Annotated in this window: 15 protein-coding genes, 2 tRNA genes, 2 rRNA genes and 1 pseudogene; 11 read left to right on the top strand and 9 right to left on the bottom strand. The window is 54.3% G+C overall.

Annotation, left to right across the window (positions count from 1 at the left end; genetic code table 11):
• The 4 genes from ABIE29_RS07095 to dkgB form a co-directional block, all read left to right on the top strand.
• Window positions 1-76: ribosomal RNA gene (locus ABIE29_RS07095) — 23S ribosomal RNA — on the top strand; the annotation flags it as partial.
• A 105-nt stretch (window positions 77-181) separates the two neighbouring features.
• Window positions 182-297: ribosomal RNA gene (rrf, locus tag ABIE29_RS07090) — 5S ribosomal RNA — on the top strand.
• Between the two features lie 94 nt (window positions 298-391).
• Window positions 392-468, top strand: a tRNA-Asp gene (locus ABIE29_RS07085).
• 360 nt (window positions 469-828) lie between these two features.
• The gene (dkgB, locus tag ABIE29_RS07080; RefSeq protein WP_429617535.1) at window positions 829-1,632 is read left to right on the top strand and encodes a 2,5-didehydrogluconate reductase DkgB; all 804 of its coding nucleotides are present in this window, start codon (window positions 829-831) and stop codon (window positions 1,630-1,632) included.
• Window positions 1,633-1,679: 47 nt separating this feature from the next.
• Here dkgB and ABIE29_RS07075 read toward each other — a convergent pair whose 3' ends face one another.
• From ABIE29_RS07075 to ABIE29_RS07055, 5 genes are read right to left on the bottom strand one after another with little or no spacing between them, the layout of a single operon-like run.
• Window positions 1,680-1,991 (bottom strand): PTS lactose/cellobiose transporter subunit IIA, encoded by a 312-nt coding sequence (locus ABIE29_RS07075; RefSeq protein ID WP_024483598.1) that lies wholly within the window; start codon window positions 1,989-1,991, stop codon window positions 1,680-1,682.
• A gap of 1 nt (window position 1,992) precedes the next feature.
• Window positions 1,993-2,304, bottom strand: a complete 312-nt coding sequence (locus ABIE29_RS07070; protein ID WP_179247207.1) for a PTS sugar transporter subunit IIB — start codon at window positions 2,302-2,304, stop codon at window positions 1,993-1,995.
• 1 nt (window position 2,305) lies between these two features.
• Window positions 2,306-3,766, bottom strand: coding sequence for a leucyl aminopeptidase family protein (locus ABIE29_RS07065; RefSeq protein ID WP_429617531.1), 1,461 nt, complete (start codon window positions 3,764-3,766; stop codon window positions 2,306-2,308).
• Complete coding sequence (locus ABIE29_RS07060; protein ID WP_429617528.1) at window positions 3,759-4,724, bottom strand: N(4)-(beta-N-acetylglucosaminyl)-L-asparaginase; 966 nt, start codon at window positions 4,722-4,724, stop codon at window positions 3,759-3,761. The genes ABIE29_RS07065 and ABIE29_RS07060 overlap by 8 nt, the downstream gene beginning before the upstream one ends.
• Before the next feature lies 1 nt (window position 4,725).
• A complete protein-coding gene (locus tag ABIE29_RS07055; protein WP_429617526.1) occupies window positions 4,726-6,012 on the bottom strand; it encodes a PTS sugar transporter subunit IIC in 1,287 nt (428 codons plus the stop codon).
• A gap of 178 nt (window positions 6,013-6,190) precedes the next feature.
• On the opposite strand from ABIE29_RS07055, the gene ABIE29_RS07050 reads away from it, so the two are divergent.
• Complete coding sequence (locus tag ABIE29_RS07050) at window positions 6,191-7,063, top strand: hypothetical protein (protein WP_429617525.1); 873 nt, start codon at window positions 6,191-6,193, stop codon at window positions 7,061-7,063.
• Here the strand turns inward: ABIE29_RS07050 and yafC are convergent.
• Window positions 7,060-7,950: a DNA-binding transcriptional regulator YafC gene (gene yafC, locus ABIE29_RS07045; RefSeq protein ID WP_429617522.1), complete on the bottom strand. Its 891-nt coding sequence runs from the start codon at window positions 7,948-7,950 to the stop codon at window positions 7,060-7,062. The genes ABIE29_RS07050 and yafC overlap by 4 nt on opposite strands.
• Window positions 7,951-8,055: 105 nt before the next feature.
• Here yafC and ABIE29_RS07040 point away from each other — a divergent pair, with 105 nt between their 5' ends.
• Window positions 8,056-9,231, top strand: coding sequence for an MFS transporter (locus ABIE29_RS07040; protein WP_429617520.1), 1,176 nt, complete (start codon window positions 8,056-8,058; stop codon window positions 9,229-9,231).
• Between the two features lie 229 nt (window positions 9,232-9,460).
• Window positions 9,461-10,255 carry an endonuclease/exonuclease/phosphatase family protein gene (locus tag ABIE29_RS07035; RefSeq protein WP_429617519.1) on the top strand — a complete coding sequence of 265 codons (795 nt, stop codon included), beginning with the start codon at window positions 9,461-9,463 and terminating at the stop codon, window positions 10,253-10,255.
• A 55-nt stretch (window positions 10,256-10,310) separates the two neighbouring features.
• On the opposite strand, the gene mltD is transcribed toward ABIE29_RS07035, so the two are convergent.
• Together mltD and gloB are read right to left on the bottom strand one after the other, a co-directional pair.
• Window positions 10,311-11,684, bottom strand: a complete 1,374-nt coding sequence (gene mltD, locus ABIE29_RS07030) for a murein transglycosylase D (RefSeq protein ID WP_429617518.1) — start codon at window positions 11,682-11,684, stop codon at window positions 10,311-10,313.
• Between the two features lie 71 nt (window positions 11,685-11,755).
• Entirely contained in the window at window positions 11,756-12,511 is a 756-nt protein-coding gene (gene gloB, locus ABIE29_RS07025) for a hydroxyacylglutathione hydrolase (protein ID WP_429617516.1), read from the bottom strand.
• A gap of 43 nt (window positions 12,512-12,554) precedes the next feature.
• On the opposite strand from gloB, the gene ABIE29_RS07020 reads away from it, so the two are divergent.
• The gene (locus tag ABIE29_RS07020; protein ID WP_429617514.1) at window positions 12,555-13,274 is read left to right on the top strand and encodes a class I SAM-dependent methyltransferase; all 720 of its coding nucleotides are present in this window, start codon (window positions 12,555-12,557) and stop codon (window positions 13,272-13,274) included.
• Here ABIE29_RS07020 and rnhA read toward each other — a convergent pair.
• A pseudogene (gene rnhA, locus ABIE29_RS07015) lies at window positions 13,271-13,857 on the bottom strand (ribonuclease HI). The gene ABIE29_RS07020 and the pseudogene rnhA sit on opposite strands and share 4 nt — an antisense overlap.
• On the opposite strand from rnhA, the gene dnaQ reads away from it, so the two are divergent.
• From dnaQ to ABIE29_RS07000, 3 genes are all read left to right on the top strand, one after another.
• Window positions 13,811-14,557: a DNA polymerase III subunit epsilon gene (dnaQ, locus tag ABIE29_RS07010; RefSeq protein ID WP_429617513.1), complete on the top strand. Its 747-nt coding sequence runs from the start codon at window positions 13,811-13,813 to the stop codon at window positions 14,555-14,557. The pseudogene rnhA and the gene dnaQ overlap by 47 nt on opposite strands.
• A gap of 154 nt (window positions 14,558-14,711) precedes the next feature.
• Window positions 14,712-14,788: transfer RNA gene (locus ABIE29_RS07005), tRNA-Asp, on the top strand.
• A 341-nt stretch (window positions 14,789-15,129) separates the two neighbouring features.
• Complete coding sequence (locus tag ABIE29_RS07000) at window positions 15,130-16,452, top strand: condensation domain-containing protein (protein WP_429617512.1); 1,323 nt, start codon at window positions 15,130-15,132, stop codon at window positions 16,450-16,452.
• Window positions 16,453-16,496: the final 44 nt, after the last annotated feature.

Below are 16,496 nucleotides of genomic sequence, written 5' to 3'. Positions count from 1 at the left end.
ACGTTGATAGGCTGGGTGTGTAAGTGCAGCGATGCATTGAGCTAACCAGTACTAATGATCCGTGAGGCTTAACCTTACAACACCAAAGGTGTTTTAGAGTAGACGACAATTTTCAGCGAAGTTCCGAGATTGGTTCTGATGGCGACACGAGAGTGAAGCGGTTGGAATGAAACAGAATTTGCCTGGCGGCAATAGCGCGGTGGTCCCACCTGACCCCATGCCGAACTCAGAAGTGAAACGCCGTAGCGCCGATGGTAGTGTGGGGTCTCCCCATGCGAGAGTAGGACACTGCCAGGCATCAAATAAACGTTATCAGTGTGACACCTGGTAATGCGCAAAATCACTCAGGTGGTTTTGCCAGCATCGAAAGATGCGACGTAAAAGAATCGGTGGAGCGGTAGTTCAGTTGGTTAGAATACCTGCCTGTCACGCAGGGGGTCGCGGGTTCGAGCCCCGTCCGTTCCGCCACTTAATTGATAAGCCCTGAGTCTCTGACTCAGGGCTTTTTCATTTGCCTAAATAGTCCCCCTCACCCTAACCCTTTCCCCCTGGAGAGGGAACCGATTGAGTTCGTTGATATTTCTCACTCTTCATGAAGCACGGCAGGGTAACCAAGGGGCTACTGTAGTAGCACGGGCTAATCCACGACGCCGGACAGCTCCCTCGCCCTTTGGGAGAGGGTTGGGGTGAGGGGCTTTCCTGTCCAATCAAGGTCTATTATTGCCTGTTAATCAAAAGTCTTATGCACAATAGGGCGTTTTTGATCAACAAAACTGCTGCCATAATCCTCTCAAGCTGTTTTGAACAACAAACCAAGAGAACACAATTATGAGCATCCCTGCATTTGGCTTAGGTACCTTCCGCCTGCAAGATCAGGTGGTGATCGATTCCGTTAGTACCGCTTTGGAGCTGGGCTACCGTGCCATCGATACTGCACAAATCTATGAGAACGAAGCGGCCGTTGGCCAAGCTATCGCAGCCAGTGGCGTGAAACGTGAAGCGTTATTTATCACCACCAAGATCTGGATCGCCAACCTGGGCAAAGACCAACTGATCCCTAGCCTGCAAGAAAGCCTGAAAAAGCTGCAAACCTCCTATGTGGATCTGACCTTGATCCACTGGCCATCACCAAACGATGAAATCTCGGTTGCCGAGTCTATGGCGGAGTTGGTGAAGGCTAAGGAGCTGGGGCTGACGCGCCAGATTGGCATTTCCAACTTCACCGTTGAACTGATGCAGCGCGCCATTGATGCGGTGGGTGCTGATGCGATTGCGACCAACCAAATCGAACTTTCACCGTATCTACAAAACCGTCAGGTGGTTGAATTTGCGCAACAGCATGGCATTGCCATCACCTCTTACATGACGTTGGCGTATGGCAAAGCGTTGCAGGATGAAGTCATCAACACTATCGCCAAGCGCCGTGATGTGACCGCAGCTCAGGTGATCCTGGCTTGGGCGATGCAACTGGGTTATGCGGTGATCCCATCCTCGACCAAGCGTGAAAACCTGGCGAGTAACCTGTTGGCTCAGCAACTGACGCTGTCTGATGATGAAATGGCAGCGATTGCTGCATTGGAATGCAATGGCCGCCTGGTTAGTCCGGAAGGTCTGGCACCAAACTGGGATTGATATTCTGGCCGTCTGTGGTTCTGAAGCCACAGGCGGCCAAATCGGCGTTAACGGGCGATCTTTTGGTGTAGGGCGATAATCTCACGGCCCATTTCCATCAGCATAATCGCGTTCATCAGATGGTCCTGCGCATGGACCATCACCAGATGAACCGGAATTTTACCGCTGCCTTCGTCCATTTCGATCAGTTTGGTCTGCACGTGATGAGCGCCAGAGAGTGCCTCCTGCGCTTGCTGCATATACTGTTCGGCCTGCACGAAGTCTTCTTCTTCACGTGCACAGCGCATGGCTTGAAACACCAGACTGCGGGCGTAACCCGCATTGGCAATCAGCTCCATCACTTCGTTTTCCAAATCCATATTAGGCTTCCTCAATCAGCGCCAGGGCTTGATCCAATACCTTGTCACCCTTCATGGTGCCGTAGGCCATCATATCGATGCAGGCGACTTTTTTATGGTGCTCGTGGGCAATCTTCTCGCACTCGGCCAGCTTATAGCGGATCTGCGGCCCCAGCAGCGCGACGTCAAATTCGGTTACCGCCGTTTTATATTCACGGATCGACTTGGCACAGATCTCGGCGTCAATGCCGCGTGCAATGGCGGCCTCCTGCATCTTTTTCACCAGCAGACTGGTGGACATACCCAAATCGCACACTAACAGGATCTTTTTCATGTTATTTCTCCAGGCGTTCCAGCAGATGCTGGATTAAAAGTGGGATCGGCCGGCCAGAGGCCACGCTACGGCCATTTTCGCGCCACAGCGCGGTGCCGCTGATATCAAGGTGTGCCCAGGGAATGTCCGCCAGGCTAAAGCGGCTTAGGAAGTAGGCGGCAGAGGTACTGATTGCCGCATTATTGGTAGGCGTGTTGCAGAGGTCGGCAATATGACTCTCCACCTGTTTGCTGAAACGATCATCCAACGGCAACGACCACAAAGGATCGCCACTGTGCAAACCTGCCTGGGTAAGATCGTTGCGTAGGTTTTCATCCTCGGTCATCAGGCCACTAAGATCGTAACCCAAGGCTTTGACCACTGCACCGGTGAGCGTAGCCAGATCGATCACGTATTCTGGCGGCTGTTGATTATTGGTCAACCTACTGGCGTAGGCGATGCCATCGGCCAGCACTAACCGCCCCTCGGCATCGGTGTTGTTGATTTCCACGCTCAAGCCGCTGTAGCTGGTTGCGACATCGCCAGGGCGCATCGCCGCCGGGCCAATCATATTTTCCGCCAGCGCCAGCACGCCAATCAGGCGTACCGGCAGCTTGAGCTCTGCCACTGCCAGCATCAGGCCAAAGACGTTAGCTGCGCCACACATGTCGTATTTCATGGTGTACATACCATCGCCACCCTTTAGCCACAGGCCGCCGGTATCGAAGGTGATACCTTTGCCTACATAAGCGCTGAAGGGACCGCTGTCGCTCCCTTGGTAACGTATTACCACCAGACGCGGAGGATTGTCGGCACCTTTACCTACCGCCTGTAGCAGGCCAAGGCCCTGTTCAGCGATCTGTTGTTCATCCAACACTTCACAACTCAGGCTTGGATAGGGGGCTATCTGGCGGGCGATCTCGTTGGCGAAAAATGCCGGGGTACAACGATCGCTTGGCATGTCGGCAATGCGTCGTGCTGCCTTCATCCCGATGGCGGTGGCTGCCGCTTGAAATAGACGTGGTTCGAGAGTGGCTTGCTGTTCCGGCTGGCAATAGAACACCAACTCCTGGATGCGCGGTACAGGCGCCGCTTCTGCCTTTTTCAGGCCGAGATCGCTCAGTTGGTAATCCAGGTTGAACAGGAAATGCAGCAGAAGGTTCAGCCCCGAGAGGCTGCGGTGATCAAACGCCGTGCAGTCAACGATCAACTGCGTACAGGTGCCGTTGCGTAGCAGGGGACGCAGTGCGGTGACCAGCTTGCTGGTTTTCCCATCGAGCCAGACCGTTGTTGGCAACAGCGTAACGCGACCTGCCGGAGCACAGCCATAGGCGCAGTCGGCGGTTTGCTGTTGGGCGGTGACCTGCAGTTGCTGTAACAGGGCTGCATTGCAGGGTAATGGCAATGTGCTGCCAGGATAGCTAATCACATGGCAGTTAACTTCCCATGCGGGGATTTCACTCAGTAACCGATAATTAATCAAAATGGATCTCCTCAATCGGCGCGCGAATGCGCTCGGCATAGTCGGTTAGCCATTGCTCGCTGGCTGGAGTGTAGTGAGTATGCTCGGCACGGCGTTCTGCCAGGTACACCGTCGGTGGCTGGATGGCGCTGGCGACCACAAACGAGAAGGTTTTGATATTGGTAGAAATACCGAACTCCCCTTGCCGATTCATGCAGACTACGGAGAGATCGCCCACCCGGCCAAAGCGGGCTATCAGCCGGTCTTCCAGCTCGAAGACGACCGAATCGGCCGCCTGTTGTGGCGTCATACCTTGCTGCATACGGCGCACGATCTCATAGCTGGTGCAGCCTTTCATCAGGTCTTCACCCACGCCCGTGGCGGTAGCGGCTCCGATCTGACTGTCACAGTAAAAACCGGAGCCAATCACCGGTGAATCACCCAAACGGCCACGGCGCTTCATAAACAAGCCGCTGGTAGAGGTGGCGACGCTCATTGAGCCATGCAGATCGAGGCCGATAATGCCAACGGTATCGTGGCCATCGTAGGGGCTGAGGCCCTTATCAATGGTTTCGCGGCAGCGTTTACGATAGTGCTGGGTTGCGCGCTCGGTTAGCATGGTCTTGTCGGTAAAACCCTGGCTAAGGGCCCACTCGCGTGCACCTGCCCCCACCAGGACGCTGTTGAAGCGCTCACGGCTCAGCGCTTGGGCAACCTTCACCGGGTTGGCGATATCCACCAGATTGCCAACCGCACCAAAGGCCAGCGTATCGCCATCCATAAAGGCCGCATCCAGTTCTACCTCACCATTTTCGGTAGGCAGGCCGCCGAAACCTACGGATTTATAAAACGGAAAATCCTCCACTTCCGCCACCGCGCTAACCACGCTTTGTGCGGCGCTTGCCCCGGCTTTCAGTGTTTCACTGGCCTGCGTTACCCCTTCCAGCGCCATACGCCAGGTTGCAATCATTCCCCACATATCAAACTCCTGATGTTTCGGCTGCGCGATACTGTTTGTCCAGAATGCGCAGGAAAGGCAGATACAGCATGGCGCCGATCAGCAGGTTAACGATCTGCATCAGGCTGCCACTCAAATGACCGGTCACGATAAAGCCACTGATCACCGGCGGCAGCGTCCAGGGGATAAATACCCCGGTAGTGACGGCGACGGCCCCCACCTTCATCGCTACATATTGCACGGTAACCAATACCACCGGCACCAGGTTGAAGGGGATCAGCATGATGGGGTTCATGATCACCGGCAGGCCAAACAGGATCGGTTCATTAATGTTGAAGATTGAAGCCGCAGCCCCCATACGGCCCACTTCGCGGATACTGTTGCTACGGGCAAAGAACAGAATGGCGATCACCAGCGACAGGGTGGCACCGGCACCGCCCATCCAGATCATATCGAAGAACTGTTCGGTAACGATGTGCGGTGGCGTGACCCCGGCCTGGATAGCGGCGATGTTGTCGGTCTGGTTTTCCATCCACAGCGGGCGAATGATGCCGTTGACCATCGAACCGGAGTTGATCCCCACCGACCATAGGATGGTGATACTCAACACCGTCAGCAGCGCACCGATATAGGAAGTGCCAAAGTGACGTACCGGCGTGGCGACTACGTTATAAATAAACTGATGAATGGTTTGGTAGCTGGTGTGTTCGAACAGAATACGGATCGCCAGCACCAGGATAATCACGAACAGTGCAGGTAGCAGAGCGGCGAAGGATTCCTGTACCGCAGGTGGCACGCCTTCGGGCATTTTGATGATCAGCTTGCGGCGCTTGAGGTAGCAGAACAGTTCGGTCCACAGCAGTGAGCCGATCATCGCCACAAACAGCCCCTTGCTGCCGATCCACTCGGTCGGGATCACATTGATATTGCCCAAGGCTTCTACCTTGATAAACGGCGTGAGGATCAGGAAGCACACCAGCGACAGAATACCGCTGGAGACGCGATCCTCGTCATAATGTTCCGCCAGGCGGTAAGCGGTAAGGAAACTGACAAACAGCGACATGGTGGAGAACACCGCGTTAAACGGGATCTCGATAATATTGCTCCAGCTGGCGCCAAACAGGCCCGCCATAAACTGCTGGTAACTCTGATTGGGGAACGACGAGATCACCAGCAGGATCGAGCCGACGATAATGAACGGCATAAAGGAAACATAGGCACCGCGGATGGCACATAAATGCCGCTGCTGTGCGGCCTTGGCCGCCAGAGGCATCAGCTTGGCTTCAAGAAATCCCAGAACGTTGTTCATGCTAAACCCCGTAGGTATGCTTATTGGAGAAAACAGGTAAGGGTGGCGACTTATTGGCTGGGATTATCAGTGAATGGATTTTAAAGAAAGGTGAATCAGTTCACAGTGTGAGGTGAATTTATAAAATATCTCACAAGATTGGTTATGATAGAGCATCAATTTTAGTGTGGAGTCCACGATGGAAATCAAGCTGCATGCCAATGCGACCACCACCCCACGAGTGCGGCGTTATATCCAGCAATCGGATAAAAGTGACCGCGTATTGGCGCAGGAGCTGGGCATTTCCGTGGCGACGGTGCGCCGTTGGCGGCAGCGTCAGGATGTTGCCGATCGTCATACGGTACCCAAGACCCTTCGCAAGGCGCTGACGGACGAGCAGAGTTTGCTTATCAACTGGCTGAGACAAAAACTACAGCTGCCGCTGGATGAGTTGCTGGTGGTGGTGGCTCAGGGCATGCAACAGCCGATCTCCCGTGCGGGGTTGGATCGCTATCTGCGCGGTGTGGGTCAGCGTGGGGAGGCACAGAGCAGGGCGCTACGAGGTAGAAAGGCGGTGAAGGCTGGTGAAATACCGGGAACTCTCGCCCTTTTTTATCAACGAATTAGTCTATTGGCCGAGGATGGAGGCGAGCAGCACCTCTTGTGGGCCGAAGAGAAGGTCAGCGGCTGGCTGAGTGCGCGAGCCTTTGCGGGAGCCTCGCCGATGCTGGTGGTCAACTGGCTGAAGGAACTGTTACCGCACTGCCCAGGTGATATACAATCTATTGAGACTGAAAGTAAAAAGCTGTTCGGCAATAGCGAGTCTCAGACCCATCCCTTACAACTATGGTGTCGGGAGCAGGGGATAAAGTTGCAACAGCCCACGCCACCGCAAATGGAGATCGTACTGCGGCTTGAAAGCCAACTGGCGCAGTTGTTACCGGTGGCAGAGAACTCCTCTCTGGATGCAGTATTGCAGGCGATCTGTGTCAGCTACAATCAGGGCTGGCCGCAGAAGAAACTGGGTAGCCTGACGCCCACCGCATTCTGGTTACAACATCGGCCAGGTTAGCGGGGGGCCAGGCTTTCACTAAGAAAGTCGATAAAGCTGCGTAGGCGGTTGCTCACGGCGTTGTCACTGTAATAAACCGCATTGACCGGTATGGCCACCGGCAACGTTTCCTTGACCAGGATCTGCACTAAATCCCCACGCTGGATATCTTCATCGATCATAAAGTTCGACAGACAGGCGATGCCGTTGCCATGCAGGCAGAGGTGGCGCTGTGTTTCTCCGCTGTTGGTGGTCAGCCCTGGAGTGATCTCCAACTGTCTGCCATCGGCGCAGGCTAATGGCCAGCGGTTCAGGTTGGGCTGATCGTTGAAGCCGATGCAGCAGTGTTGCGCCAACTCTTCCACGCTTTGCGGGGTACCGAACTGCTTCAGATAGGCTGGTGACGTGATAATTTTTCGATAGCTGGTCATCAGCTTGCGGGCCTTCAAGCTTGAGTCTGTCAGTTCCCCCACGCGGATGGCAATATCGACCCTGCGTTCAATCAGGTTGATAAAGGTTTCTGAAGAGACCAGCGAGAGCGACATTTCCGGGTAGCGAGCACGAAACTCGCCAACCAATGGCGTCAGCACGTGCAGCACGACCGGTGTTGCGGCATCGACGCGCAGCAGGCCCTGGGGCCGCTGGCGGCTCTCCATCAGCGCATTTTCCGCCGCGGCCATGTCGCTCAGGACTTTCTGCACCTGGCGGAAATAGCTTTCGCCTTCCTGCGTCAGGTTGATCTGCCGGGTGGTACGATTGAGCAGCGTAACTCCCAGCTTGCCCTCCAGCTTTTTTACCGTGCGGCTGACCACTGAGTTTGCCTGTTCCAAGTGCTCCGCTGCGCGGCTGAAGCTACCGCATTCCACCACGGTGACGAAGGTGATCAGTTCATCCGAGTTTGCCTTCATTGTTGCTCCATCAGCAAAATTTATTTGAAATTTTGAGCATTTTTATCATTTAAGCACAGGCAGATAATCACCGCTATCAACCCGAACGCTATTTTGGAGTTAGCAATGCCTCTCGCTTTACTTGCCTTGGCCATCAGTGCCTATGCCATCGGCACCACGGAGTTTGTGATTGTCGGGTTGATCCCGACCATCGCCGAACAGTTGAACGTCACCGTGCCGTCCGCAGGGCTGCTGGTGACCCTGTACGCCATCGGGGTGGCGATCGGTGCGCCGGTCCTGACCGCTTTAACCGGCCGTGTGCCGCGCAAGATGCTGCTGGTGGGCCTGATGGTGCTGTTCACCCTAGGCAACCTGCTGGCATGGCAGTCACCGAGCTATGAGTCACTGGTGGTTGCTCGTTTACTGACCGGCCTGGCGCACGGGGTGTTTTTCTCGGTGGGGTCAACCATTGCCACCGGCCTGGTAGCCAAAGAGAAGGCGGCAACGGCCATCGCCATCATGTTTGGTGGCTTGACCGTTGCGGTGGTGACCGGCGTGCCGTTAGGCACCTTTATCGGCCAGCACTTCGGCTGGCGTGAGACCTTCCTGGCGGTGTCGTTGATTGGCATGGTGGCGATTATTGCCAGCCTGATGCTGATCCCGAACAACATCAGGAACCAGGCCAATGCCAGCATCCGCGATCAGCTGCAAGTGCTGACTCAGCCGCGTCTGCTGCTGATTTATGCCGTTACCGTGCTGGGCTACGGCGGGGTGTTCACGACCTTTACTTTCCTGGCACCGATGATGCAGGAACTGGCCGGGTTTTCGGCTCCGGCCGTCAGTTGGATTTTGCTGGCCTATGGTATTGCGGTGGCCATCGGTAACATCTGGGGTGGCAAGCTGGCCGACCGTCATGGCGCGGTACGGGCATTGAGCTTGATCTTTGCCGCGTTAGCCGCCTTGCTGTTGGTGTTTCAGTTTACCGCTAGTCACAGCGTCGCTGCACTGCTGACGGTGGTGGTGATGGGGGTATTTGCCTTTGGTAATGTCCCTGGCTTGCAGGTTTATGTGGTGCAGAAAGCCGAGCTGTATACGCCGAATGCGGTGGACGTTGCTTCCAGCCTGAATATCGCGGCTTTCAACGTGGGGATCGCGTTGGGTTCGGTGGTGGGAGGGCAGACCGTGGCTTCGCTAGGGTTGGCGCAAACGCCTTGGATCGGCGCACTGATAGTGGTGGGGGCGTTGCTGTTGATTGGCCTAAGTGGTCGTTTGGATAAACACTATCAACGGCAGCCTGCCTGATCCCATTCTGCACTTTTCTTCTTGGCCCGCACTTGCGGGCCTTTTTGCATTCAGCGCTAACCTTTACAGACACATACACAGCATTGATTGAAATCGGCCCGCCTTGCCCCTATAACTGGATCTCTAAAAGCCATGTTGGTAGAGCCGCTCAGGCGTATACTCAATTGAGTCTTGGTAGCCATGTTGCTATCAACGTGATCTTCATCCGAACGGGAAATAGGCGAATAACGTGCCGAAACGAACTTATGCAATGAGGTATGTTGCGGGCCAGCCAGTTGAACGGATTTTCCCTGGTGTCATCAATCAGCCGCTACCGCCCGGGGCCGCACTGCCTACGTCTGGCGCGCTACGTGTGATGGTATGGAATATTTTCAAGCAGCAACGTGCCGATTGGCTATCAGTGCTGAAAGACTTCGGTAAAGATGCGCAACTGGTGCTATTGCAGGAGGCACAGACCACGCCGGAATTGGTCAGTTTTGCCACCTCTAACTATCTGGCGGCCGATCAGGTGCCCGCTTTTGTGTTGCCGCAACACCCTTCCGGCGTGATGACGCTGGCGGCCGCACATCCGGTGTATTGTTGCCCGCTGCGCGAACGGGAGCCGCTGTTGCGTTTGGCCAAGTCGGCGTTGATCACCGTCTACCCTTTATTAGATGGTCAGCTGTTGATGGTGGTGAATATTCATGCGGTGAACTTTAGCCTGGGGGTCGATGTTTACAGCAAGCAGCTTGGCCCGATTGGTGAGCAGATCGCCCTCCATCGGGGGCCGGTAATTATGGCGGGGGATTTTAACGCCTGGAGCCGCAAGCGCATCAACGCGCTGTATCAATTTGCCAGCGATATGGCGTTGCGCGAGGTCAATTTCGCCGACGATCATCGGCGTAAAGCCTTTGGCCGTCCGTTGGATTTTATCTTTTACCGCAACCTGGGCGTTACGCAAGCCTCGGTGCTGGTGACTCAGGCCTCAGACCACAATCCGCTGCTGGTGGAGTTCCATTCGCAAACCGATCAACCGGTCTGGTAGCCAAATTTGGTCAATAAAAAAGCATCCCGAGGGATGCTTTTTTGGTGGCGAAAACTTAGGTCTCCGGCGACGACTTGTTGCTGACAAACAGCGTCAGCTTCAAACCGGGTTGCAGACTGCTGCTTTTGCCGAGTCTTGAGTTCCAACGCATCACGTCGTTAATTTCGACGCCGTGACGACGTGCAATGCTCGATAGTGAATCACCTTTACGTACTCGGTAGGTGATGCTGCTGTTATCTCTGGCATTGCTGGCCACTTGCAGGGTTTGCCCAACTTTCAGCGTGCTTTTGCCACGCAAATTGTTCCAACTCTGCAAATCGCTGGTCTTAACGTTCAACCGTTTGGCGATGGTAGATAACGTATCGCCGGAGCGAACCTTATACGCACTTCCGCCAGACAGGCTGCTGTTCTTCGCCAACTGGGTGGTTGGTAATGTCGCAGCTATCTGCCCGTCGGCCAACGAGTCTTTCAACTGTGCGGCATTCTTTTTGGGAACCATGATGTAATGGGGCCCATTAGGTGCCGTTATGCCTTTTTTGTAGCCAGGGTTATAAGCCTTCATCTTGGTAAGAGAAAGCCCAGACATTTCTGCCGCCTGAGTCAACTGGATCTGCTGCCCGACATCAATACGCGCCAGTGCACGGGTTTCGTCAGTTTTGGGTAACTTGACGCCGTACTTTTTGCTGTGCTTGATGATATCGCTCAGTGCCAGCATTTTCGGGACATAGATTGACGTTTCACGCGGAAGCGACAATGCCCAGAACTCGGTGGACTTACCCTGACGTTTATTCGCCTTAACCGCCTGCATGACTCGGCCTTCACCACTGTTATAAGCGGCGATAGTCAATAACCAGTCACCGTCAAACATGCGGTTCAAACGCTCCAGAATGTTAAGCGCAGCGGTCGTCGAGGCCACAACATCACGGCGCCCGTCATACCACTGATTGTTTTTCAAACCATAATTGCGACCCGTTTGCGGCACGATCTGCCATAGCCCTGCGGCATTGGCACTTGACGTGGCGTGGGGGTCAAAAGCGCTCTCCACTATGGGTAGCAGTACCAGTTCCATCGGCATATTGCGTTTCTTAATCTGCCCGACTATCCAGTACATGTACGGCTCTGCCCGTAGTGTTACATCGTGGAGATAGCTCTTACTTTTTAAATATTTTCTTTTTTGTTCACGGATCCGGTCGTTTTCCGGAACCTCCATCTTCAGCTCGTCGCTAATGAAGTTCCACAGGTTCTGCTGAGCGGCGCTACTGTTACTGTCTAGCCACCGTGCCGAACTCGCTGTGTACTCTCCTGCTTCACTTTCTTGACCTGCCGAAGACAGACTCTGTGCATGTTGCTTTGGTGCAGGTACATCCTTCCAGGATGACTGGCAACCAACCAACAGGACCGAGGCGAGAAGTATCGCTTTAGCCTTCATGTGTGTGTCAATATAGTTGCTTAAAAGACGAGCAAGGATACTTTGCTTCGCCAAAAAACACAACTAAAAGCTTAGAAGGCATCCTTGCGCAGGCGTAATTCGGAAAAAACCGAATGAAGCTGACCTGGTGGTGAATTAAAGCCTATTTTCTTTTGTAAATCAGTATCATGGCAGCGTAAAAACAGATTGATTTTACGCTCTAATTGCAGCGTTGTGGGCAGGCTAGGTACTCCTTTTGCCCTTGATTGCTCAATTTGTTGCTGATATGTTTCAATTTGGCGGTCTTGCGGCAAAATTGTTCTGGCAAACTTAAGGTTTGAGAGCGTGTACTCGTGTGCGCAACAAATTAAGGTTTCGTCGGGAAGTTGCGCGAGCCTTTGAAATGAGTGGTACATTTGCTCCGCAGTCCCTTCAAAAAGCCGTCCGCAGCCCGCTGAAAAAAGCGTATCCCCGCAGAAAAGATAAGGTGCACTGTAGAATGCCAGGTGACCCAGGGTATGTCCTGGAACCGCGATGGTGGTGTAGCGACGCCCGCCAATTTCCAGGATATCGCCATCCTGAACCAACCGATTTGCTCCCTTATTAGCGGTTTCCTGGGGGCCATACACCGGCAGATACGGATATTGCGCAACGATTTCCGCTACGCCACCGACGTGGTCGCGGTGATGATGGGTCAATAATATGGCGTCGGGGGTCAGTTGCCGTTGGGACAACGCCGCCAATACCGGGCCAGCTTCGCCGGGATCGACGATCACGCAGCGCCCTTGCTGGTTAGCCAATAACCAAATGTAATTGTCCTGAAAAGCGGGAATGCTGATAAGATTCATGGAACACCTCTCGTTGGCAACGGCTTGAAAGAGATACTAAACCATGAAACCAGCCCAGACTCTAGAAAAGCTCACTGGCCCTTACTCCTGGGCCGGGTTGCCGTGGGGCGAATACTATCGTGAGGCGTTGGAGCGGCAGTTGCAGCCCTGGTGGCCCAAGATGTTTGGTTTCCATCTGTTGAAGATCGGCAATCTCAGCGCTGAGTTGGATTGCGAAAAGTGCGCCATCTCCCATCAGGTTAACGTGGGGTTGGCTGGGGATAACCTGCATGTGCAGGCCGATCCTTATCAGTTGCCCTTTGCGGCAAAGTCCGTCGATGTCTGTCTATTGGCCCATACGCTCTCTTACGCCGATGATCCTCACCGTATGTTGCGTGAGGTCGATCGCGTCATGATCGACGATGGTTGGCTGGTGATCAGCAGTTTCAACCCTTTTAGCCTGCTTGGCCTGGGGAAGCTGATCCCCCGGTTGCGCCAACGCCAGCCTTACGTCAGCCGGATGTTTACCCAGATGCGCCTGTTGGACTGGCTCAGCCTGCTCAATTATGAGGTGTTGGATCAGACGCGCTTCCATGTGTTGCCTTGGCAGCGTAAGGGAGGCACTTTCTTGAGTACGCATTTACCGGCGCTCGGCTGTATGAGCGTGATTGTGGCCCGCAAGCGAACCTTGCCGCTGACGCCAACGCCGATGAAAGTGGGGGCGAGAAAACACTCTCTGAGCCGCGCAGTGGGCGCGACCAAGAGTTATCGCAAACTGCCTTAAGCTTCGGGCTTGTAGCCAACGTCGTCCTGCGTCGGGCTGCCAGCCGCATCGCGTGCCAGCACGTCACAACGTTCGTTTTCCGGGTGCCCGGCATGGCCTTTGACCCATTCCCAACGAATAGTGTGACGGGCAATCGCCAGATCCAGGCGCTGCCAGAGATCGACGTTCTTCACCGGTTTTTTGTCGGCGGTTTTCCAGCCGCGCTTTTTCCAGTTGTGGATCCAACTGGTGATCCCCTGACGTACGTATTGGCTATCGGTGCTCAGCACCACTTCGCAGGGGGTGGTCAAGGCTTCGAGCGCCACAATGGCGGCCATCAGTTCCATGCGGTTATTGGTCGTCAGGTAATAACCCGCGCTGAACAGTTTCTCGTGCTGTTTATAACGCAAAATTGCGCCGTAACCGCCGGGGCCTGGATTACCAAGGCAAGAGCCGTCGGTGAAAATTTCTACCTGTTTAAGCATCTCTGGTAGACTCTTCCTATCAGTTTTATAAAAACCAAGTCTGACATAAACCAGCGCCATGAGCACAGCATTATGATCTCTACACCAACCAGACAGATCGTTCTCGATACCGAAACCACCGGTATGAACAAGCTAGGGGTTCACTACGAAGGCCACCGTATCATTGAGATCGGGGCCGTTGAGGTGATCAACCGCCGCCTGACCGGGCGCCACTTCCACGTTTACGTCAAGCCGGATCGGCTGGTGGATCCGGAAGCCTACGGCGTACACGGTATCAGCGATGAATTTCTGGCGGATAAGCCTACTTTCGATCAGATTGCCGCTGAATTTATCGACTTTATCCGTGGTGGCGAATTAGTCATTCATAACGCAGCGTTTGATATCGGCTTTATGGATCACGAGTTCCGCATGTTGCAGCGAGATATCCCGAAGACGGATACCTTCTGCACCATCACCGACAGCCTGTTGATGGCGCGCCGCCTGTTCCCAGGCAAGCGTAACAACCTCGATGCGTTGTGCAACCGCTATGAGATAGACAACACCAAGCGAACGCTGCACGGCGCTTTGCTCGATGCCGAGATCCTGGCGGAAGTCTATCTGGCGATGACCGGTGGCCAGACCTCGATGGCTTTTCAGATGGAAGGGGACACTCAGCAGACGGATTCAGCCCAGGATATCCAGCGTATCCAACGCCCGGCTACGGCGATGAAAGTGATTTACGCCAGTGATGCAGAGTTGCAGGCTCACGAAACACGTCTGGATCTGGTGCAAAAGAAGGGCGGTAGCTGTCTGTGGCGTGGTGGCGCAGCAGCCGAATAACAGCCTTTCAGGATAGAAATGATGCTAAAGCGGCATAATCAGCGAGTGTTCGTTGAAAAACTGTGCAAACGACTCTTTTTATAAGAAAAGACGTTGACGGAATGACGAGGCAACCGTAATATTCGGCTCGTTCCCCCGCAAGAGGGAACGTTGCGGAGCGGTAGTTCAGTTGGTTAGAATACCTGCCTGTCACGCAGGGGGTCGCGGGTTCGAGCCCCGTCCGTTCCGCCAACATTCAGAAGCCCTGAGTTAGCAATAACTCAGGGCTTCGTCTTTTCTATTGTGTCACTTTCCCTTCCATTCCCCCGTTGTCTGCTTTAGCGGGACCCTACGCTCAAGTTTATTGCAGTTTGACAGCAATCTCATATTTCATTTTTCAATGATAATGATTACTATTTCCATTAATGGGTGGGCTACTCATCCTGTCAGATCGCGCAAACTATTCTTTTCATTTTCAGTGCTGAGCAAGTCGTGAGTCACACACCGTTCTTTGGAATGAAGCAGAGCGTTCACCGGGTGGTGAATACAACGCCGCTGTTTCACAACACTGAGAAACTGAAAAGGGATGGAACATGTTGGAAACTGTTCAGTCAGTCCGTTGGTTGCCGTTGACACCGGCACAGTTTGATTTTTGGGAAGAGTTTAGCTTTCACCCGTATCAGCCCGTCTCTACCGTCGCCCACCGCATTACGCTACGCGGCGAGCTTGATGAACCGGTGCTGTTGGCGGCGTTGGAGCAGGTCGTTGCTGAAACCGATGTTTTTACCATCCAGTTTCAACTGCCTGACAATGGCGATCTACCGCAACAGCGCTGCAATCCCCAACTGCGTCCTCGCGTACGCCAGATCGAGTTACAACAGGCCGACGTTGCCGAGTCGATGATGCAGGCCGACATCGAGTGCCAGCTCAACTTGCTGAGCCAGCCGCTGGCAGCCGTCTGGCTGATCCGCTTTTCACCTACGCATTACACCGTTTATATCCGGGCACATCACATTATTATTGATGGTTTCGGCATGGCGCTGATCGAACATCGCCTCGCTGAGCTTTACCGCGCCCACCGGCAAAAAACCACCGTTAGTCAACCTTTCCACGCGTTTTATGATTTTCTGGCTGAAGAGCAGCAGTACGCCAGTAGCGAAAAATCGCGGCAGGACGCTGAGTATTGGCGTCGGTATGTTACCGATGCGCCTTCGCTCCCGGTTCTGCAAAAGGGCGGGGAGGACTATGGTGCGGAGTGTCTGCACAGCGAAGCGGTACTGCCTGAATATTTTAGCCGGCAGTTGAACGCCTTTTCCGAGCGCTGCGGTACAGGCTGGCCAGATTTGCTACTGGCACTTTCCGCTGCCTGGCTGACGTTTCAGCTTTATGGGGAGAATAAAGGGGAGGCACAGCCAATCTGGGTGCCCGTCATGAATCGTCGTGGCACGGTGGCCGCCAGCGTCCCGGCGTTGGCGGTGAATATTCTGCCGCTGTTTATCCAGATTGAACCACAGGAGAAGGTTGCGGACTACGTCAAACGCACCGCGAAAACGTTGCGTGACCTGCGTGCCCACGGGCGTTATCGCATTGAGACCCTGGCCGCCGATCAAGGGTTGGGAAAAGGAACGCGTTACTTTTTCTCACCGTTGATCAACGTACTTCCCTTCGATCCTCCGCTGTTTGCAGGCTGTGAAGCAGAGCGCGAAGTCATGGCGAGCGGCCCAGGGGATGGTTTTAACATTACCTGGCGTGGCCGTACGGATGCCAGCGAACTGCATATCGATATCGACGCCGATCCTGCAATGTATGCCTCCCTGAACGTTGAGGAGATGTTCACACACCTGAACAGTTTCCTGCGCAGGGCGATGATGCCCGAAGGGGAACAGCAGCCGGTTTACCAGCTGCTAAATCAGTAAGATCTTCCGCCAACGGGCAGGTCCGCTGGCGGGGAGTGGTTTTT

Origin of the sequence: Serratia sp. 2723 (assembly GCF_050434425.1) — a bacterium.
GTDB lineage: Bacteria > Pseudomonadota > Gammaproteobacteria > Enterobacterales > Enterobacteriaceae > Chania.
The sequence above is the reverse complement of the archived record's forward strand: the minus strand, read 5'-3'. Positions and strand labels throughout refer to the sequence as shown.